The following is an 18,366-nucleotide window of genomic DNA, read 5'->3' on the forward strand; positions in this document are numbered from 1 at the left end:
ACACGGCGTCGCACCCCGACCGAAGGACTTCCCGATGAGCACCGACACCTCGCGCTCGAAGACCGACACGAACGCACCCGACCCGGATGACCCGCGCAAGCCCGACGGCCCCACCGACCTCGAGAAGCGCTCCTGGATGTACGTGCTGAAGAAGACCGCCCGCGAGTTCTCGGCCGATCAGTGCACCGACATCGCCGCGAGCCTCACCTACTACGCCGTGCTCGCGCTGTTTCCGGCGCTCATCGCGATCTTCTCGCTGCTCGGGGTGGTCGGGCAGGGCCAGGCGGCGGCGGATGCGATCCTCGGCATCGTCGACGACGTCGCACCCGGCGGAACGGCCGACATCGTGCGCGGCCCCATCGAGCAGTTCGCGTCGTCGCCGACCGCCGGCTTCGCGCTGGTCAGCGGTCTGCTCGTCGCGATCTGGTCGGCATCCGGCTACGTCACGGCGTTCAGCCGAGCGATGAACCGCATCTACGAGATCGACGAGGGCCGACCGTTCTGGAAGCTCAAGCCCGTGCAGTTGCTCGTCACGGTGGTCGCGCTCGTGCTCATCGTGGTCGCCGCCGTCATCCTCGTGGTGTCGGGCCCGGTGGCGGATGCGGTCGGATCGGCGCTCGGCATCGGCGAGACCGCCACCGTGGTCTGGTCGATCGCGAAGTGGCCGGCGCTCGCACTGGTGCTCGTGCTGATTCTGGCCGTGCTCTACTACGCCACGCCCAATGCGAAGCAGCCGAAGTTCCGGTGGATGAGCATGGGGGCGTTGCTCGCCCTCGTCGTGCTGGCGATCGCCACCGTGGCGTTCGGTTTCTATGTCGCGAACTTCTCGAACTACGACAAGAACTACGGCTCGCTCGCCGGCGTGGTCGTGTTTCTGCTCTGGCTCTGGATCGTGAACAACGCGATCCTCTTCGGCGCCGAATTCGACGCCGAGCTCGAGCGGGGCCGCCAGCTGCAGGCCGGCATCGCCGCCGAGGAAGACATCCAGCTGCCGCCGCGCGACACCCGCAAGAGCGACAAGATCGCCGCGAAGGAGCAGCACGACATCGACGAGGGCCGCCGCATCCGTGAGCACAGCGGCCGGTCTCACGGATAGCCGACGGCGCCGGGGCACGACGTAGCCTGGAAGCATGCGTTCCCTCACCCACGCCACCTTCGGCGAAGCCACCGACGTTCTCGAGATCACCGACCGCCCGCTGCCCGAGCCCGGTCCCGGCGAGGTGCGCGTGCGCACGGTGCTCTCGCCCATCCACAACCACGACCTCTGGACCATCCGCGGCACCTACGGCTTCAAGCCCGCCCTGCCGGCGGCATCCGGAACCGAGGCCGTCGGCGTGGTCGACGCCCCTGGGCGACGGCGTGACCTCGCTGCAGGTGGGCCAGCGGGTCGCCGCGGGAGGCGTCTTCGGCGTCTGGGCCGAGTACTTCGTGGCCAAGGCGGCCGGCCTCATCCCGGTGCCCGACGGCATCGACGACGAGACCGCGTCGCAGCTCATCGCGATGCCCTTCAGCGCGCTCAGCCTGCTCGACTACCTCGATGTCTCACCAGGGGAGTGGATCGCGCAGAACACCGCGAACGGCGCTGTCGGCCGGCTCGTCGCGCAGTTCGCCGCCCGCCGCGGAGTGCGCGTGCTGGGCCTCGTGCGACGCGACGCCGGGGTCGACGAGCTCGCCGCCATCGGCATCCACGACGTGGTCTCGACCGAGCACGACGGCTGGCAGGATGCCGCGGCGGCGCTGCTGGGCGGCGCGAGCCCGCGCGCGGCGGTCGACTCGGTCGGCGGTGCCTCGGCGAACGACCTGGTGGGCCTGCTCGGAGAGGGTGGCACCCTCGTGTCGTTCGGCGCGATGGGCTCGGGTGACCTGCAGATCTCGTCGGGCGCCCTCATCTTCAACGACATCACGGTGAAGGGCTTCTGGGGCAGCCGTGTGAGCCGAGACATGGATGCCGCCACGCGTGCCGCGCTGTTCGCCGAGTTGTTCGAGCGCATCGGCTCGGGCGAGGTCGCCCTGCCGGTCGAGGCGGTCTTCCCGTTCGAGAACGCGCGCGAGGCCGCGGCGGCGAGTGCGGTGCCCGGTCGCGTCGGCAAGGTTCTGCTGCGGTTCTGAGGGGGCGGGTGCGCGCGGCGGGCGCGGGCGCGTGGGTGTCGGCGCGGGCTTCAGTCGCTGGAGCGCCCGAGCCGCACGCCGTATCGGCGCTCGTAGGCGCGGGTGAAGTGCGCGGCGCCGCGGAACCCCCAGCGAGTGCCGACCGCGACCGCTTCCGGCCTGGTCAGCGGCTCGGCCGAGGCGGCGACCTCGAGCTGCGCCCGTTCGAGCCGCAGGGCCCAGATGAGCGCGCTGGGCGATGGGCCCGAGTCGCGGAACGCGACCTGCAGGGTGCGGAGCGAGACACCGAGCCGATCGGCGATGGTGCGGCTGGTGAGCAGGGGGTCGTCGAGCCCCGAGTTCACGAGTTGCATCGCCCGCACGACCAGCTGCTGCTGAGGGGTCGCGCTCGCCGTGCCCGCCTCGACCCGTTCACTCGCGACGGCGGAGACCACTCCGCGCACCGTGACGGCGATCTGTCGCCGCAGAAGAGCGTGCGGAGCGCCCGCTGCTCGTGGCATGCCCAGCACCAGGGCGGCGATCGCGCCCCCGAGTCCCGCCGAACCGTCGATCGCCCCCTGCTCGATCACCGCCGACTCCGCCCCGGTCAACCAGAGCAGCTCGATCTCGACGAGGGTGCCGTCGGCGTCGCCCGTGCCGCCCGGCGTCGCCGGGCTCTGGCTCATCGGCACGAGACGGATGGTCGTGCCGATGACCTCGATCCAGACATCCGGTGGCGTGATCGGCGGAGTGCCGCCGAGTCCTGTCACCCGCACGATCTGCGGAGCGGGATCACGGTGGGTCACAGCCGGGCGTGCTCCCAGGGGCGCGCGAGCCGGCGGCGCCGCCACTGGGCGGGGGTGAGGTTCTCGCTGGCCTTGAAGGTGCGGATGAAGTGGGTGACGTCGAGATAACCGACATCCTCGGCGATCTGACGCACCGACGCTGTGGTGCCCTCGAGTTGCCGCCGGGCCGCGTCGAGCCGTAGGCGCCGGATCATCTGACCCAGCGTCTCGCGCTCGTCTTCGAAGGCCGCGTGAAGCGTGCGCACCGACACGTGCAGCCGGTTCGCGATCGCCGCCGCCGAGAGCCCGGGATCGCTCAGGTGCCGTCGCGCCATGTCGCGAGCGGCCTCGGCGAGACCCGCGCGCCTGGCATCGAGCGTGCCGGCCCCGGAGTGTTCGCGGGTCACCATCCGCACCGCGTCGACGATGGCTCGCGAGAGGGCGTCGCGGCTGTTCTCACCCAGCGTCTCGCTCTGGGCATCGGCGACCCGGAGCAGCCCGGACAGCACGGTTCCGGAGGGCGAGCCGTGGGCGGCGCCGCGTTCGGAGAGTGCTTTGAGCACGCCGCTGGAGGCTCCCGTCGACGCCGTGGGCAACTGGACGATGGTGGTTCGGAATTCGCGGGGATAGATGAACTCGAAGGGTCGGCTCACGTCGTAGACCACCACGCCGCCGGGACCGACCCGGGTCTGATGACCACCCTGATCGAGGATCAGCTCTCCGGAGTGCACGAGCTGCACCTGAGCGCTCTCGGTGGAACGCGCGTGCACCTCATCGAGGAGGGCGGTCACCTTCTGCGGAACGGAGGCGATGCGCGACATCGACAGCGCACCGAACTCGTGCCGCGACATCCGTCGGTAGGCAGGCGCGTCGACGAGGGTCTTCGCGCTCATCTGCACGAGCACGCACGAGGGGTTCGAGGGCAGCTGCACGGGTCACGCTCCTCATCACGGTCGGGTTCACGGTCGGGGTTCCTGGTCGGACTCGCAGCCCGGTTCACGGTCGGGGCCGGCGAATCGATGATTCCACAATCATCCGTGCCCGCGACCGGAGCAGCTCACTCGCTCTGTCGAAGAATCGGCTTTTTCTGCGCCGATCCGGCCCCCAGGCGCAGATCGCGACGTGCCGTCGCCGCCGCGGGGCACAGTGAATCCGCCCGGCGATCTTCATGATCACGGGCCGACGACACATCGTCACACCCCAGAGAGGAACCGCCATGACGACCACCGCAACCACCGCCACGACCGACGTGCCGACCTACACGGATGTGCCGATCGGCATCGACGCGACGGGTGAACGCACGTTCGACCCGCTCGACTTCGCGATCGTGCCGCCGCGCACGTTCGAGCAGCTCGAGGTGGGCGAGGTCTTCCGCGCACCGAGTCGCACCCTCACCGACGCCCATGCCTCGGCGTTTCAGGCGGTGTCGGCCGACAATCACCCGGTGCACTACGACGCCGTGTGGGCGAAGGCGCACGGCCACGACGCTCCCGTGGTGCACGGGCTGCAGGTGCTCGCGTTCACCGCACCCGGCGCGACCCTCTTCCCGCACGTGATCGGCGAGGTGTTCATCGCCTTCACCGGCCTGTCGGCCACCTTCCTCGGCGAGGTGCACGCCGGCGATACCCTGTATTCCGCGTTGCAGATCACCGCGCTGACACCGGATGGCCCGAACGGCATCGTCACCGCGTCGGCGACGGTGCACAACCAGCGCTCCGAGATCGTGTTGACGGCCGAGCACACCTACCTGCTGCGCCGCACTCCGGCCGCCTCCTGAACCCGCCGTCCAGGCACCTATTCGCACATTCCGTGCTCAACCCAGAAAGAAGATCATCATGTCCACCCAACCCACCATCGTGCTCGTCCACGGAGCCTTCGCCGACGCCGGCAGCTGGGCGCCCGTCACCCTCGAGCTGCTGAACCAGGGCTACACCGTGCTCGTGCCCCCGGTGTTCAACCGCAGCCTGATCGGCGACTCGGCCTACATCAAATCGTTCGTCGAGCAGATCGACGGGCCGGTGATCTTGGCCGGTCACTCCTACGGCGGAGCGGTCATCACAGTCGCCGGAGTCGCCGAGAACGTGATCGGACTCGTCTATGTGGCGGGCTACGCGCTCGACGAGGGCGAGAGCCTCGGCCAGCTGCAGGGCGGCTTCCCCGACTCGCTGCTCGCCTCGAACCTGGTGTACTCGCCCTACCCCATCGAGGGGGCCGACCCGGGAACGGATGTCTCGGTCAAGATCGAATCGTTCGCCGAGGTCTTCGCCGCCGGCGTGCCGACCGACACCGCCCGCGTGCTCGCCGTCGGTCAGCGTCCGCTTGCCGCCGTGGCGTTCTCGGAGACTGCGCCGGCCGCGGCATGGAAGACCAAGCCCAGCTGGGGCATCGTCTCGAGTGCCGACCAAACCATCAACCCGGATGTCGAGCGCTTCGGCTACCAGCGCGCCGGCGCCCGTAAGGTGGTCGAGCTCGACGCGCCGCACCTGGTCATGCAGACCAAGCCGGCCGAAGTGGCGAAGGTCATCACCGATGCTATCGCCGAGCTCGCCGCCGCCGCTCAGGACGGCGCCGCTCAGGCAGACTCCGCTGAGGACGGCGCCGCTCAGGCCGGCACCGAGTAGGAGCCCGCGCGCACGTCGTCGAGCAGCGATCGCGCGCTCGGCTGCCAGCCGTAGCTCGCGAGGGCCTTGTCGACCGGCAGCCGGCTCGAGATCGTCATGGTGCGCACGCCGGGGCCCATCCGTTGCTCGGCGACGTCGAGCGGAACCGAGACGACGGGGGTTCCGGTGAGCTCGCCGATGGCCGCCGCCAGGTCTTTGAAGGCGAACGGCACGGCGCCGGCTGCGTTGACGATGCCCGGCTGCGGTCGCTCGAGGGCGAGCAGGTAGAGCTCGGCGAGGTCGTCGACGTGCACGGGGTACCAGGTGTTCGTGCCGTCGCCGATGTAGGTGGAGGCGCCGTTCGCGACGGCCCCGGCGATGAGACCGGTGACGAGGCCGCTTCCGCCGCGCCCGAAGATGAGTCCGGCGCGAATCACGACGCCCGCCACGGCATCGGTGCCGAGCACGATCCGCTCGGCCTTGGCCTTCACCGGTTGGGCGCTGATCTCGGGCAGCTCGGCGTCTTCGCGGGCGTCGATCGGATCGAACCCGTAGACCAGCCCGGTCGAGGTGTAGACGACCGGTTTCGGCAGCGTCGCCGTAGACGCACCGGCGACGATGGTGGCCACGGCGTCGAGTTCGAGCTGCATCGATTCGGATGTCGCGGCGTAATCGGATGCCGCATAGATGATCGCATCGGCGCTCGCCGCCGCCGCCGCGAGCACATCGGTGTCGCTGATCGATCCGGCGACCGGAACCGCGCCGGCGGCACGAAGCCTGTCGGCGCTCTGTTCCGACCGAGCCAGGGCCTGCACGGAGTGCCCGGCCTGCAGGAGGTGTTCCACGAGCACCGAGCCGAGGTAGCCGGTGCCCCCGACGATGAAGACGTTCATTGCGCATCCGTTCTGCGGCGCCTCTCGCCGCACGACCTCACGCTAAACTGTGACATCAGTGTCAAGGTCAAGCGTGAGGTGACGATGAGAATCAGCGAGCTCGCCCGCACGACGGGTGCCAGCGCTCGATCGCTGCGCTATTACGAGCAGCTCGGCTTCATCAGCCCCGAGCGCCGGTCGAACGGCTACCGCGACTACGACGAGTCGGCGGTCGCGACCGTGCGCACCATCAAGACGTTGCTCGACCTGGGTCTGCCGTCGGCGTTGATCGAGCAGATCCTGCCGTGCACGCGGGGCAAGAAGGTCGAAGACCAGTGCCCCGCCATCGTCGACCAGGTGGTGGCCCTTCGCGACGACATGGATTCCCGCGCCCGCGACCTGCTGCGCACCCGCGACGCCCTGACGGAGTCGCTGACGCGCATCGGTCGCTGAGCTCTCACGCGCGGCGGGCCGCTGCCGCCAGATGCTGCATGGCGCGCACCGATCGGGTCACATTGCTCGTTGACATCGTGCTGTGTCCGTATCCCGCGCGAGTCTTCAGCGAGAGGAGCGTTGACAGGTGCCCCGCCGATTCCGCGTCGGCCCTGCGCAGGTGCTCGATGGCGTCGTGGTGGTTACCGCTCTGCCAGTAGCAGCCCAGCCGGCGCAGGCAGATCACATCGGATGCCGCGATGCCGGCGTGAACGGCGAGAGTCACGACGACGTCGCGCAAGTCGTCGTCATCTGCGAGGGCGAAAATGATCTCCGTGGCCTCGACGAACTGCACCATCTTGGTCGTGCGCCCGTCGAGCACGCCGGGGTCACGATCAACTCGCGGCATTGTGGGACATCGTCCGGATGCCGCGGCGGAGGCGACTTCGGAACCCGGCCGCGTCTCCCGCCACCGTCACTCCGTCACGCGCGATGTCGGCGAGCACGCGCTGATCGGCCATCGCGCCCGACACCTCTTCTTCGCCGTAGACGAGCGGGCGCACCTCATTGCCCGTGAGACGCGTCACCTGCCAGGCGAGCGACTCGGCATCGACATCGAAGCGATCGTGGTCGGCCGCCTTCGGGCGCTCGAGGAAGATATCGATGTCGCTGTCATCGCGCATCGTGCCGGTGGCGGCCGATCCGAACACCGCCGCATAGACAGGCGGAGTGGCGAACGTCTCGCTGACGAGCGTCGCGATGCGCTCCCACAACCTGCTCTTCGCCCCGACGATGTCGCGAATGGCGGGGGCGAGGATGTGCTCGGCGTTGAACGAATAGAGCGTGAGCTTACCCGCTGGGCTGGCTCGCACCGTTCCTTGCGCGGTCAGCCGCAGCACGCAACTCCGCACGCCGGCGTAGGAGCTCTCGGTCGATCGGGCGATCTCTGCAATGCTCATCGGGGCATGGGCGTGCACCAGCGAGTCGAGCACGGCGCCATCGAGCGAGCGCGTGACCGCCAAGAACGGGGCCTGGACTTGCATCATCACCTCACACTATTTCGTCACAGATGATGATTTTCCATTACATCTGACGAAAAAACAATACATGGCCCGGGGTCGCCAATTTCGCGGCGATGGGCGTCAGCCCTCGACGAGGGCGAGCACGCCCGTTGCGATCAGGGTGGTGAGGGTGGTCCAGAGGCTGATCGCGACCGCCTGCCACAGCAGCACCCAGCTCTTCGGCACGCCGGTCGACACCAGGATGGCCGAGGTGAACTGCGTGGGAATGGCGAGAGGGCCGAGGATGCTCGCACCGGGCACGCCGAAGCGCACGAGGAAGCGCTTGAAGCGCTGCACGCCCTTCGACTCCGGCTTCTTCGGCTCCAGGGCGGGCTGCTCGGCGAACGCCGCCTCGTCGGTCGCCGCGGGGGTGTCGCCACCTCTCGCCGGCACCAACGGCCGGACGGCGACGCGTTGGACGGCGGTGGCGTCGGCCCGAGCCGCGGCCGCGCGACGGGCCCTGCGGGCCACGATCGCCGCCCGGATGCGAGCGCCGAAGACCACCACGACGAACACCGACGCGAAGTTGCCCGCCGCAGCGGCAACGGCCGCGACCACGGGGTTGAGGCCCGCCCATACCCCGAGCACGGAGGCGAGCTCGCCCTCGACGAAGGGGATCATCGCGGCCACCGCGACGATGAGGGGTTGCACGAAGATGGGCACCTGCGACATGAGGTGCTGGATGAATCCGACGATGTCCATGTTGTCTCCTATAAGAGGTATGAAGTGTGCGACCGGGTCGGTCCCGGAGGAGTGAGGCGGGCGGCGTGAGGTTCAGCGGTTCGAGGCCACCAGCGCCGCGACGAGCGCATTCGCGACGACCGCGGTCATCGTGCGGGTGACGGCGGCCGCGGCGGCATCCGCTGCCCAGTCGCCCTGCTCGAGCGCTTTCGCCCGCGTGGCCGTGTTGCTCGACCAGGGGATCTCGCGATCGAGCACCGGCAGGCCGCCGCTCGCCGACACGAGGGAGATGATCGCGGCGATCCGCTCGCTGGGCGCGGCGCCGTCGACGAGCACGGCGCGCATGGCGGCGATCAGTTCGGCGCGGTGACCCGTGCGGCCCTCGCGGAGTTCGGTCGACGGGATGAATCCGAGCACCTTCTTCTGCTGCCGATCGAGATCGCCTCGTGCGACCAGGCGGCCGAGCAGCCGCCCGCGCAAGGTCGGTCCGCTCGCCGCGAGCACGGTCTGCACACCGCGCGGCTTGTCGGCGACGTAGTCCCACGCGGAACGGAGCAATTCGTCGCCGGGCCGATCGCCGGCGGCGCTGATCAACGTGCCCCGCAGGCCGGCATCCTGAATCTGCACCCGCCCTTGCTGGGCCAGATCGGTGAGCACGGCGCTGCCGAGCACGTAGAAGAGGGTGGTCTCGCCGGCGATCGTGCCCGACGAGGGCTGGAACAGCACGAGCAGAACGTCTTCGGCGATCAGCCGGGAGGCCTGCTCTGAGATTGCGGTCTCTTCGGTCATGCGAGCTACTTTAGCACACTGTACTAGCACGGTGTACTAATACACCGTGTCAGGCGTCTAGAATCGACGCGGGAGGTGGGAATCCATGGAGAGCACACGCGATCGCATCCTCGCCTCGGTGACGGCGATGATGCGCGACGGTGCCGAACGCCTGAGCGTGCGCGCGGTCGCGGCGCACGCCGGCGTCGGGGCGAGCACGCTGCGCCACTACTTCCCCACTCAGCGCGATCTCATCAACGCTGCCCTCACCGCCACCTACGACGCGGCCATGCCCGACGAGCGCATCCGCGACACGTCGGTGCCACCCCGCGAGCGCCTGCGGGAGTGCCTGTGGCGCCTGTTCGAACCCTTCGGCGCCGACGACGCCGACGCGTTCGCGGTGTGGCAGAGCCTGTTCCGGGCCTTTCCGGGCGCCGACACGACTCCGGATGCGCGGGCCGGCTACGAACTGATCGTCGCCCAGGCCGAGCGCCGGGTCGGGGCCTGGCTCGCGATTCTCGAGGCCGAGGGCGCGCTGGCCCCCGGCGACACCGTGCGGCGCATCCACCTCCTGCTCACCGTCGTCGACGGACTCTCGATCGAGCGCGCCCTGCCGCACCGCGCCGACTACCTCGAGCAGCAGGCGGCCACGCTGGCCTTCGCCGTGGACGCGGTCTTCGACCTCCCAGCCTCGCCCCGCGCGGCGCGATAGCGCCAAACGCCGCGGTTGCCCCGGCTGCGTGCGAAGGTGCTGCTATGGCTTCAGCGCAGACGCTCAGCGAACCCGACCGCCGGCTCGTCGCTGCGTGGGCGGCCGACTGCGCCGAGAGAGTGCTGCCCCTGTTCGAGGCGGAGGCGCCGGCCGACGACCGCCCTCGAGACGCCATCGCTCGAGCTCGCAGGTTCTCCGACGGCGAGTTGGATGCCGCGGGCGAGATCCGTCGTCGATTCGTCGCGAATCGGGCAGCGCACGTGGTCGACTCGCCTGCGGCGAAGGCCGCGGCCTGGTCGGCCGGCCAGGCGGCGGGGGTCGCGCACATGGGCGCGCACGCCCTGGGTGCGGCCGCCTATGCCGCGAAGGCGGCGGCGCTCGCGGCCCCGGGCGAGAGCGCTGAGGCTGGAGAGGCAGAGATCGCGTGGCAGCTCGAGCACCTCTCCGACGAGGTTCGAGTCGCGCTGAGACGCCTGCCCTTGCTCGGTGCCGACCCGTCGGGCCCGCTGGGTGTGGGGCTGCTAGCGTCCGGAGCGTTGGGGGCCAATATCCGTGCGATCCAGTCCGGCTTGGGACTGGCTGCGAGCCGCTAGGCGAAGCGAAGGGCCCGGCGTAGCGTGTGGACCCTCACCACCGAATGGAGCACCCCATGACCGACACCGATGACATCGCGACCCTGGCCGATCTGCTCGACGACTTCCCCATCACGATGATCGTCACCCTCGATGACGCCGGGCATCCGGTGTCGCAGCCGTTCGCCATGCAGCAGCAGCACCACCGCTTCGACGGCGACCTCTGGTTCCTGCTCAGCGCCGAGTCGTCGACGGCGACGCGCATCGCGAAGAACCCGATCGTGGACCTCGCCTTCAGCGCGAACAGCTCGTGGGTCTCGGTCACCGGCAACGCCGAACTCACCACCGAGCAGAGCTACATCGACGAGATGTGGGACCCGAGCGTCGAAGCCTGGTTCCCCGGTGGTCGCACCGACCCGTCCATCCGGGCGCTCATCGTGCACACCGATTCGGCGGAGTACTGGGACACCCCCGGCTCCACCCTCGCCACTGTCTTCAGCTTCGTGAAGTCGAAGGTCACCGGCACGCCCATCGACATCGACAACGAGAAGATCGACCTCTAGCGGGCGTGGCGGGCGGCAGCGGATCTTTCAACTGCGTTCGCGTCGCCCGGCCCGCTCCGCGACGATCGCATCCGGCAGCGTCCACGTGTTGCTGGATCGTCGTGGTCTGCCGTAGTTCGCGCCCAATACGGGGCACGACCATTGTCCTGACGGCGCCTACTTCGAGCCGACGTTAGTCATAATGACCGTCATGCCGTCTTATGACTAATGCTGTTACTCATAATCTCTAAGCGCCCCGCCCGTCTATTCGGATGTCCTCGACGCATCACGGGCAGACGCGGGCCACGCGCCCGTCGAACCTGACGACGTCGCCGAGCTGGAGTTGTCGGCCACGGCGCCGGTCGACCTCGCCGTTGACGGTCACGAAGCCGTCGATGATGGCCTCTTTCACCGTGCCGCCCGTGTCGAGAAGCCCCGCGAACTTCAAGAATTGCCCGAGCCGGATGCTCTCGCCGCCGATCGAGACGTCATCGATCGGGTCTGCGTTCGCCATGCCGGAATGCTAGCCGATGCGGGGGAGCGCCCACCCGTTCCGAATCGTCTGTTCCGTCAGGTTGGGGCGTCATTCTAGATCAGGGCACATGACCGAAGGTTCGTGTTTCGTCTTCAGCGGAGGTCAGGCATCGAAGGGCGACGACGGCGGATCAAGATCACCGCAGCCCCGCCGGCGATCCAGGCAGCGGCACCGATGGCAGGTAGGAGCAGCGAAGCCGCGTCGGCGCCGGTGGCCGCGAGGCGGTGCTCCTCGGCCTTGAAGTGCACGATCAGCGAGAGAAGCGCGGGCGCCAGCTCGATGTTCTGGTTCAGCGGCCGGCCTTGGTTCCACATCGCAGTGGCGGCGAGGCCCTGGTCGCGAGCGAGCACCGTGTCTGAGCTGAATCCGGTGGTGCCTCCGTTCTTGAACGCCCAGGCCACGCCCATGCCCGTGGACGCGGGGTAGAGCTGCCAGCCGAGTCCCATCTGGAAGTTCTCGGTCGGCGTGCACGTGCTGGGATCGGGTTCTGCACACATCGTGGTGATGGTGCTCTGCGGTGCGAGAGTATCGGCCATCGATGTGACGCCGAGCGGAGCATCCTTAGGGATGTCGCCTAGGTGCGCTTTGTCCCAGACCGCCATGTCGTTGGCGTCGGATACCAATCCGCCCATGCCCGCTAGGGCGTTGGTGTCGAACCAATAGTAGGTTTCCGTGTTCGCCGTGTGATCGGTGTCGGTCAGGTAGGGGGTCGCCATGTGCGGCCCGGTGCCGAGTGTGGTTGACGACATCCCGAGGTCGTCAAGGAACGCCCCCCGTAAAGCAGGCTCGTATTTCGGCGGGTCGGTCAGCGTGGCTGTCGGATCGATCACATCGGCGAGGATGGTGCCGAGCAAGCCGAATCCGAAGTTGGAGTACAACCAATTCGTGCCCGGCTTCCACAGCAACGGATATGCCGCCAGGTTCTGCCAGAGCAGATCCTGCGTGTAATAGGGCAGGGGGTTGGTGCAATTGGGATGGCCGTCGCAGCCGTAGTAGTAGTTCTGCGGCGAGTCGGGAAGCCCAGCCTGATGGGTAGCGAGATCGCGGAGCGTGATCTCGGTGTCCGTGCCGTCGGGGTTCGTCCACTTCGGCACGACGATCCCTGCCGGAGCATACGTCTGCACCGTGTCATCCAACGAGACACGACCATCGGCCACCAGGTAGGCGAGGAGGTCTGAGGTGTAGACCTTCGTCTGCGACGCGATCTCGTACTGCGTCGACGGGTTGACCTTCTCGGTCGATCCCGCCTTCGGGCTGCCGGCACTGAAGTGAGTCGTGACCGGTTCACCGTTGGCGGGATCTCGGGTGATGACAACAGCGGAGAGCCCGACCACGTTGTATTGCGCCTGGAACGCGTCGATGCGCTCTTGAAGCTTGGTCTGCAACTCCGGGGACATGGCCGTGTTGACTCCGGGCGTGCCGTCCTCCGTGTAATTGCCGGCCGGCGTCACCGGATGAGCAAGCACGGGGGCGGAGGTAAGTGGGTCGCTGACTCCGTTGGAGTGCTGTGCGAACACGGCGACCTCGTTGGAAGCGCTGAGCACCACGAACACGCTCGTTGCGCTGACCGCGACGCTGATGGGTCCGGAGTCGGCTCCCACATCGATCTGATCCACCACAGATCCATCGGGGGCGACCACAGTGACTTCACCGGAATAGACGCTGGGAACGTAGAGGTTTCCGTTCGCGTCGGCCGCAGCGGCCGCCGGTAGTTCGCCTACAGCGGCGGTCCAGCCGATGCTGCCGTCAGACAGATTGACTTGCGTGATCGTGCCTGAACCCCCCTGGGGTCCCGCGGACACCCAGGCGGTGTCTCCCGCGACGGTCAACCCATTCTGCAATGTGGTGAGTTGCTGGCTCTGTGTGACCGCGCCTGCCGAGATCGTTGCCACAGTGTTTCCGGTAGAGGTCGTTACGTACACGTCTCCGCCTGCGCCGACGACGATGTCTGTCGGGTTCTGGAATCCGGGATACGTGTCCACGACCGCGCCTGAAGTGACATCGACCGCCACCACCTCCGTAGGAAGCGCCACCCACAGATTGGCGTCTCCCGGTGCGAGCCCGATTGCTGTCGCCTCGGCACCGATGGAGAGGGTGCCGGTGGCTTCGGTCGAGTCTGAAGCTACGACAGTCACGGCTGGAGCGTCGCGTTGCGTGGCGTACAGCGTGCCGTCGCTTGCGATCGCCAGGTCGACAGGGTTCCCCATCCCGGTGATAGTCCGTTCCACCGTCTTGGTAGCCACGTCGATGACACTCACCGTGCCGTCATTCTGGTTTGCGACGTACATCTCCGAGCCGTCACTACTGGCGGCTATGTGGAAAGGGAATTGCCCCACGGGAATCGTCGAAACAGGCGCCGCCGACGCCGCCACGGCCGCCCCACCGGGAGCAGTGGCACAAACCACCAGACCAGCAGCGATAAACCATCCGAGCACCTTCGCCACGAGAACCCCCTGATTGAGAAACATGTTGAGATCGCACAATCGCCCCAGCTACGCCCAGTCCGCGCAGCAACAGGTGGTGGCGCCTCGTGCAGCTAATCAGACCCTTACCTTCGTGCCACTAGGAACGGCTCCTAGTCTCCCTGGCGGAAGGCTCGCCTACCGTCCGGCACCATCCCAGCGCAGCTGATGTGCCGGCTGGCTGGTGCGGGCGTCCGACTCATCCGCGGGGCGGCTCGGCGCTACGTAACACAGTTCTTACGTCGCCGAAACATGACTGTCGCGCCGGGATACTTCGGCGAGTTTCCGCCGATCTGAGGCCATCGGGGTCGAACAGCCGAATGTGCTGCGCGTGCGGATTATGCGAATAGCATCCTGCTCACCTGTTTGAGAGTGCATTCTGCCCTCCTCCGCGGTCTGCTGCCCCCATAGCATTCACGCTAATTCAGATTCAGCAGGAGGCATGCAGTGACCAGCTACAGGGTGTCGATGGATATCGGCGGAACCTTCACGGACATCGTGACGTTCAACGAGGCGACGGGGGAGTTCCGGGCGACGAAGGCGTCGACGACCCCTGGGCAACTCAGCACCGGCGTGCTGGGTGGGCTCGAATCGATGATCGACGACCTGGCCGAGATCGACTTCATCGTGCACGGCACCACGCAGGGCTTGAACGCCTTTCTGGAGCGGCGCGGAGTGCGCGTGCTCCTGCTCGCGACGGACGGGGTGCAGGACGTCTACCACATCGCCCGCGGGCCCCGGATGCGACTCTACGACGCCCAGTACCGCAAGCCGGAGCCGCTCGTCGAGCGCAAAGACGTGGTCGGCATCGCCGGCCGCTTCCAGTACGACGGCAGCGAACTCGTGCCGCTCGACGAGGCCGCCGTGCGCGAGGCCGCCGAGCGCGCGAAGCGCGAGGGGTACGGCGCCGTCGCCGTCGGCTACCTCTTCAGCTACCGCAATCCGAGCCACGAACTGCGCACGCGCGAGATTCTCCGCGAGGTGCTCGGCGACGACTTCACCGTCTCGCTCTCGCACGAGGCCGCCAAAGAGTGGCGCGAATACGAGCGCACCTCCTCGGCGGTGATCGAGGCGTATACCGGCCCGGTCGTGCGCAGCTATCTCGTCGACCTCGAACAGAAGCTGACCGCCCGCGGTGTCGAGGCCCCCCTGCACATCATGCAGTCCTCCGGCGGAGTGCTCACCGCCAGATCGGCGAGAGAGCGGCCGCTGCAGACACTGCTCTCCGGTCCTGTCGGTGGCGCCGTCGGCGGCGAGGCCCTGACGAAGATCGTCGGCAACGACAACCTGATCGGTGTCGACATGGGCGGCACCTCGTTCGACGTCTCCCTCGTCGTGAACGGCGTGCCGGATGTCTCGACCGAGGCGACGCTCGAAGGCCTCCCGATGCTGATGAGCATCGTGAACATCCACACCATCGGCGCGGGCGGCGGCTCGGTCGCCTGGGTCGAGGCCGGCGGTCTGCGGGTCGGTCCGCGGTCGGCGGGCGCCCAGCCCGGCCCGGCCTGTTACGGCCGCGGCGGCACGGAACCCACGGTGACCGACGCGAACTTCGTGCTCGGCCGGGTCGACGCCGAGAACTTCGCCGGCGGCCAGATGCGCCTGGACCGTGACGCTGCGGTGAGCGCCCTCGAATCCGTCGGTGCGAAGCTCGGGTTCGGCGTCGTCGAGATGGCCGAGGGCATCTGCAACGTCGCGAACTCACAGATGGCCCAGGCCATCCGCACGATCACGATCTCGCGCGGCATCGAGCCCCGCGACTTCTCGCTCGTCGCCTTCGGCGGCGCAGGCCCGATGCACGCGGTCTTCCTCGCGAAGGAACTCGGCATCCGCGAGACCATCGTGCCGCGATTCCCCGGAGCCTTCTCCGCCTGGGGGATGCTGCAGGGCGACATCCGGCGCGACTTCACCGAGCCCTATTACTTCCTCGACGAAGACATCGACACGACCGACATGAGCCGCGTGCTGCGCGGTGTCGAGACCGAGGCCCTGGCCTCGCTGGAGAGCGAAGGGATCCCCGCCGCCGACCGCTCCGCCGAGCATGCGGTCGACGTGCGCTACCTCGGCCAGGAGTACTTCTTGACCGTGCCGCTGGAGAGCGCGGATGAACCGATGGCCGAGCACTTCCTGGACGACCTGGGCGCCCGGTTCGCGAAAGCCTACGAAGCACGATACGGGCACTCCACCCTGGGCGCCCCGATCGAGATCGTCACCCTGCGCACCCGGGTCGTCGGCCGGCTCGAGTCGGCGAACGCCTTCCTGATCGCCGCAGCGGAGGGCCCGGAGTTCGCCCACGAGATCCGCAAGGTCATCTTCGACGGGCAGGAGCTCGACACCGTCGTGACCGAGCGCGACGCGTTGCGGGCCGGACACGTCTTCACCGGCCCGGCGATCGTCATCGAGGCCACCGCCACCACCGTCGTGCCCCCGGGATTCTCGGTGGCGGTCGACGAGCACGGCACGCTCATCATCACCAATCTCGAACTCGGAATTGAGGCCTGAACATGACGTCCACCACCGCCACCGCATCCCCGGTCACTGTCGACCCGGTCACTGTCGACCCTGTCACCGTCGAGATCCTGCGCAACGCCCTGACGAGCGCCGCGGAGGACATGAACGCCACCCTCATCCGCTCGGCGTACTCGATGATCATCTATGAGGGCGGCGACTGCGTCGTCGCCCTGCTCGACAAGCACCATCAGGTGCTCGGGCAGTCTGCCGGGCTTCCCCTCTTCCTCGGCAACATCGAGACCTGCTCCAAGGCGGTCGAGGAGAAGTACGGTCGCGACGTGTGGCGCGACGACGACGTCTGGATCCTGAACGACGCCTACATCGGCGGCACCCACCTCAACGACGTCACCATCTTCGCGCCCGTCTTCGTGGACGGGGTGCTCGTCGGTTTCTCGGCCACCCGCGCCCACTGGATGGACATGGGCGGAAAAGACGTCGGAGCCTCGATGGACTCCACCGACATCTTCCAGGAGGGCTTCCGGATGGGCCCGGTCAAGCTCATCTCCCAGGGGGTGGAGACGGATGTGGTCGAGCTGATCCAGACGAACACCCGCTTCCCCTACCAGACCGTCGGTGACATGCACGCGATGATCGCGGCCCTGCGGATGGGATCCATCCGGATGCAGGAGCTCGTGCGCAAGTACGGCCTCGACGTGATCGAGGCCGCGCGGGACGAGATCTTCCGTCAGACCGAAGAGCTCGAGCTCGAGCGCGTGCGGGAGATCCCCGACGGCGTGTACTCGGCCGAGGGCTACCTCGACAACGACGGCATCACGCTCGACGTGCCCATCCCGATCAAACTCACGGTCACGGTCTCGGGCAACCAGATCGAGTTCGACGTCACGGAATCGGCCGACCAGACCCAAGGCCCTGTGAACTGCGGCGTCGCGCAGGCCATCTCGGCGTTGCGCGTCGGGTACAAGATCCTGGTGAGCCCTGAGACGAACTCCAACGGGGGATCCTTCCGGCCGCTGACGGTGAAGGTGCGCGAGGGCTCCGTGCTCGGTGCGGTCGCCCCCGCGGCCTGTCAGTGGTACTTCTCCCATCTGGGCATGCTGATCGACATGGTCTCGCGCGCGCTGGCCCCTGCTCTGCCCAACCGGGTCGCCGCCGCGAGCCACGGGGATTCGATGATCATCACCAGCGCCGGGTTCGATCCGCGGGTCGGTCGCAACTGGGTGTCGATGGAGGCCACCCTCGGCGGTTGGGGAGCATGGGAGGGAGCGGACGGCGAGTCGGCCCTGATCAACAACGTCAACGGCTCGCTCCAGGACTTCCCGATCGAGATGGTCGAGACGAAGTGGCCGTTCCGGATCCGCGAGTACTCGATCCGCCCCGACTCGGGTGGGGCCGGTCGTTGGCGCGGTGGCAACGGTGTGATCCGCGAGTACGAGTTCCTCGCCGACGGCGTGTTCGGCCTCTGGTTCGAACGCTCCATGACGCCGGCCTGGGGCTTGTTCGGCGGAGATGACGCCGTAGGCCCGGAGGTGGTCATCGATCCCGGGACGCCTGAGGAGTTCCGCACGCTCAAGGTCAATGCCCGGCCGGCGGCGAAGGGCACGATCATCCGCTTGGCCGTCGGCGGCGGAGGCGGTTACGGAAACCCCGAGGAGCGCGATCTCGAGGCCGTGCGTTACGACGTGGAGAACGGGTTCGTCTCCGCCGAGCAGGCGCAGTCGGACTATGGCTACACCCACGACGTCCTGAAGTCGACACCCTGAAGCCCACCCCTGAAGTCCACCCCG

Annotated in this window: 19 protein-coding genes; 10 read left to right on the top strand and 9 right to left on the bottom strand. The window is 68.0% G+C overall.

The window, feature by feature from the left end:
- Nucleotides 1–34 precede the first annotated feature (34 nt).
- Nucleotides 35–1,096 carry a YihY/virulence factor BrkB family protein gene (locus N1032_RS03630; protein ID WP_259537491.1) on the top strand — a complete coding sequence of 354 codons (1,062 nt, stop codon included), beginning with the start codon at nucleotides 35–37 and terminating at the stop codon, nucleotides 1,094–1,096.
- A 263-nt stretch (nucleotides 1,097–1,359) separates the two neighbouring features.
- On the top strand, nucleotides 1,360–2,109 hold the full coding sequence (locus tag N1032_RS03635; protein WP_310795914.1) for a zinc-binding dehydrogenase: 750 nt from the start codon (nucleotides 1,360–1,362) through the stop codon (nucleotides 2,107–2,109).
- A 50-nt stretch (nucleotides 2,110–2,159) separates the two neighbouring features.
- Here the strand turns inward: N1032_RS03635 and N1032_RS03640 are convergent, their stop codons facing one another.
- Both N1032_RS03640 and N1032_RS03645 read right to left on the bottom strand, forming a co-directional pair.
- A complete protein-coding gene (locus N1032_RS03640) occupies nucleotides 2,160–2,894 on the bottom strand; it encodes a helix-turn-helix transcriptional regulator (protein WP_259537492.1) in 735 nt (244 codons plus the stop codon).
- Entirely contained in the window at nucleotides 2,891–3,805 is a 915-nt protein-coding gene (locus tag N1032_RS03645; protein ID WP_259537493.1) for an AraC family transcriptional regulator, read from the bottom strand. The genes N1032_RS03640 and N1032_RS03645 overlap by 4 nt, the downstream gene beginning before the upstream one ends.
- 284 nt (nucleotides 3,806–4,089) lie before the next feature.
- On the opposite strand from N1032_RS03645, the gene N1032_RS03650 reads away from it, so the two are divergent.
- Nucleotides 4,090–4,650 carry a MaoC family dehydratase gene (locus N1032_RS03650; protein ID WP_259537494.1) on the top strand — a complete coding sequence of 187 codons (561 nt, stop codon included), beginning with the start codon at nucleotides 4,090–4,092 and terminating at the stop codon, nucleotides 4,648–4,650.
- Between the two features lie 58 nt (nucleotides 4,651–4,708).
- The gene (locus N1032_RS03655) at nucleotides 4,709–5,494 is read left to right on the top strand and encodes an alpha/beta fold hydrolase (RefSeq protein WP_259537495.1); all 786 of its coding nucleotides are present in this window, start codon (nucleotides 4,709–4,711) and stop codon (nucleotides 5,492–5,494) included.
- On the opposite strand, the gene N1032_RS03660 is transcribed toward N1032_RS03655, so the two are convergent.
- Nucleotides 5,476–6,366 carry an NAD-dependent epimerase/dehydratase family protein gene (locus tag N1032_RS03660; protein ID WP_259537496.1) on the bottom strand — a complete coding sequence of 297 codons (891 nt, stop codon included), beginning with the start codon at nucleotides 6,364–6,366 and terminating at the stop codon, nucleotides 5,476–5,478. The genes N1032_RS03655 and N1032_RS03660 overlap by 19 nt on opposite strands.
- 84 nt (nucleotides 6,367–6,450) lie before the next feature.
- Here N1032_RS03660 and N1032_RS03665 point away from each other — a divergent pair, with 84 nt between their 5' ends.
- Complete coding sequence (locus N1032_RS03665) at nucleotides 6,451–6,798, top strand: MerR family transcriptional regulator (protein ID WP_259537498.1); 348 nt, start codon at nucleotides 6,451–6,453, stop codon at nucleotides 6,796–6,798.
- Between the two features lie 4 nt (nucleotides 6,799–6,802).
- Here the strand turns inward: N1032_RS03665 and N1032_RS03670 are convergent, their stop codons facing one another.
- From N1032_RS03670 to N1032_RS03685, 4 genes are all read right to left on the bottom strand, one after another.
- Nucleotides 6,803–7,186, bottom strand: a complete 384-nt coding sequence (locus N1032_RS03670; RefSeq protein WP_259537499.1) for a hypothetical protein — start codon at nucleotides 7,184–7,186, stop codon at nucleotides 6,803–6,805.
- Nucleotides 7,173–7,823 carry a nucleotidyltransferase domain-containing protein gene (locus N1032_RS03675; RefSeq protein WP_259537500.1) on the bottom strand — a complete coding sequence of 217 codons (651 nt, stop codon included), beginning with the start codon at nucleotides 7,821–7,823 and terminating at the stop codon, nucleotides 7,173–7,175. The genes N1032_RS03670 and N1032_RS03675 overlap by 14 nt, the downstream gene beginning before the upstream one ends.
- Nucleotides 7,824–7,919: 96 nt before the next feature.
- Complete coding sequence (locus N1032_RS03680; RefSeq protein WP_259537501.1) at nucleotides 7,920–8,540, bottom strand: small multidrug efflux protein; 621 nt, start codon at nucleotides 8,538–8,540, stop codon at nucleotides 7,920–7,922.
- 72 nt (nucleotides 8,541–8,612) lie between these two features.
- The gene (locus N1032_RS03685; RefSeq protein WP_259537502.1) at nucleotides 8,613–9,308 is read right to left on the bottom strand and encodes a GOLPH3/VPS74 family protein; all 696 of its coding nucleotides are present in this window, start codon (nucleotides 9,306–9,308) and stop codon (nucleotides 8,613–8,615) included.
- 85 nt (nucleotides 9,309–9,393) lie between these two features.
- Here N1032_RS03685 and N1032_RS03690 point away from each other — a divergent pair, with 85 nt between their 5' ends.
- From N1032_RS03690 to N1032_RS03700, 3 genes are read left to right on the top strand one after another with little or no spacing between them, the layout of a single operon-like run.
- Nucleotides 9,394–9,999, top strand: a complete 606-nt coding sequence (locus N1032_RS03690; RefSeq protein WP_259537503.1) for a TetR family transcriptional regulator — start codon at nucleotides 9,394–9,396, stop codon at nucleotides 9,997–9,999.
- Between the two features lie 44 nt (nucleotides 10,000–10,043).
- Entirely contained in the window at nucleotides 10,044–10,592 is a 549-nt protein-coding gene (locus N1032_RS03695; protein ID WP_259537504.1) for a putative immunity protein, read from the top strand.
- Between the two features lie 56 nt (nucleotides 10,593–10,648).
- On the top strand, nucleotides 10,649–11,134 hold the full coding sequence (locus N1032_RS03700; RefSeq protein ID WP_259537505.1) for a pyridoxamine 5'-phosphate oxidase family protein: 486 nt from the start codon (nucleotides 10,649–10,651) through the stop codon (nucleotides 11,132–11,134).
- Between the two features lie 265 nt (nucleotides 11,135–11,399).
- Here N1032_RS03700 and N1032_RS03705 read toward each other — a convergent pair whose 3' ends face one another.
- Together N1032_RS03705 and N1032_RS03710 are read right to left on the bottom strand one after the other, a co-directional pair.
- Nucleotides 11,400–11,627 (bottom strand): RNA-binding S4 domain-containing protein, encoded by a 228-nt coding sequence (locus N1032_RS03705; protein ID WP_259537507.1) that lies wholly within the window; start codon nucleotides 11,625–11,627, stop codon nucleotides 11,400–11,402.
- A gap of 113 nt (nucleotides 11,628–11,740) precedes the next feature.
- Nucleotides 11,741–14,092 carry a serine hydrolase gene (locus N1032_RS03710; protein ID WP_259537508.1) on the bottom strand — a complete coding sequence of 784 codons (2,352 nt, stop codon included), beginning with the start codon at nucleotides 14,090–14,092 and terminating at the stop codon, nucleotides 11,741–11,743.
- A gap of 465 nt (nucleotides 14,093–14,557) precedes the next feature.
- Here N1032_RS03710 and N1032_RS03715 point away from each other — a divergent pair, with 465 nt between their 5' ends.
- Together N1032_RS03715 and N1032_RS03720 are read left to right on the top strand one after the other, a co-directional pair.
- On the top strand, nucleotides 14,558–16,612 hold the full coding sequence (locus N1032_RS03715) for a hydantoinase/oxoprolinase family protein (protein ID WP_259537510.1): 2,055 nt from the start codon (nucleotides 14,558–14,560) through the stop codon (nucleotides 16,610–16,612).
- A 2-nt stretch (nucleotides 16,613–16,614) separates the two neighbouring features.
- A complete protein-coding gene (locus N1032_RS03720; RefSeq protein WP_259537511.1) occupies nucleotides 16,615–18,342 on the top strand; it encodes a hydantoinase B/oxoprolinase family protein in 1,728 nt (575 codons plus the stop codon).
- The last annotated feature ends 24 nt before the right edge of the window (nucleotides 18,343–18,366 follow it).

It is taken from the genome of Herbiconiux daphne, assembly GCF_024979295.1.
GTDB classification, from domain to species: domain Bacteria; phylum Actinomycetota; class Actinomycetes; order Actinomycetales; family Microbacteriaceae; genus Herbiconiux; species Herbiconiux daphnes.

What these genes read in the sequence shown, in the direction of transcription:
- N1032_RS03630 (WP_259537491.1), top strand. Translation starts at nt 35, where the DNA reads ATGAGCACCGACACCTCGCGCTCGAAGACCGACACGAACGCACCCGAC.
- N1032_RS03650 (WP_259537494.1), top strand. Translation starts at nt 4,090, where the DNA reads ATGACGACCACCGCAACCACCGCCACGACCGACGTGCCGACCTACACG.
- N1032_RS03655 (WP_259537495.1), top strand. Translation starts at nt 4,709, where the DNA reads ATGTCCACCCAACCCACCATCGTGCTCGTCCACGGAGCCTTCGCCGAC.
- N1032_RS03660 (WP_259537496.1), bottom strand. Translation starts at nt 6,366, where the DNA reads ATGAACGTCTTCATCGTCGGGGGCACCGGCTACCTCGGCTCGGTGCTC.
- N1032_RS03665 (WP_259537498.1), top strand. Translation starts at nt 6,451, where the DNA reads ATGAGAATCAGCGAGCTCGCCCGCACGACGGGTGCCAGCGCTCGATCG.
- N1032_RS03670 (WP_259537499.1), bottom strand. Translation starts at nt 7,186, where the DNA reads ATGCCGCGAGTTGATCGTGACCCCGGCGTGCTCGACGGGCGCACGACC.
- N1032_RS03675 (WP_259537500.1), bottom strand. Translation starts at nt 7,823, where the DNA reads ATGATGCAAGTCCAGGCCCCGTTCTTGGCGGTCACGCGCTCGCTCGAT.
- N1032_RS03680 (WP_259537501.1), bottom strand. Translation starts at nt 8,540, where the DNA reads ATGGACATCGTCGGATTCATCCAGCACCTCATGTCGCAGGTGCCCATC.
- N1032_RS03685 (WP_259537502.1), bottom strand. Translation starts at nt 9,308, where the DNA reads ATGACCGAAGAGACCGCAATCTCAGAGCAGGCCTCCCGGCTGATCGCC.
- N1032_RS03690 (WP_259537503.1), top strand. Translation starts at nt 9,394, where the DNA reads ATGGAGAGCACACGCGATCGCATCCTCGCCTCGGTGACGGCGATGATG.
- N1032_RS03695 (WP_259537504.1), top strand. Translation starts at nt 10,044, where the DNA reads ATGGCTTCAGCGCAGACGCTCAGCGAACCCGACCGCCGGCTCGTCGCT.
- N1032_RS03700 (WP_259537505.1), top strand. Translation starts at nt 10,649, where the DNA reads ATGACCGACACCGATGACATCGCGACCCTGGCCGATCTGCTCGACGAC.
- N1032_RS03705 (WP_259537507.1), bottom strand. Translation starts at nt 11,627, where the DNA reads ATGGCGAACGCAGACCCGATCGATGACGTCTCGATCGGCGGCGAGAGC.
- N1032_RS03720 (WP_259537511.1), top strand. Translation starts at nt 16,615, where the DNA reads ATGACGTCCACCACCGCCACCGCATCCCCGGTCACTGTCGACCCGGTC.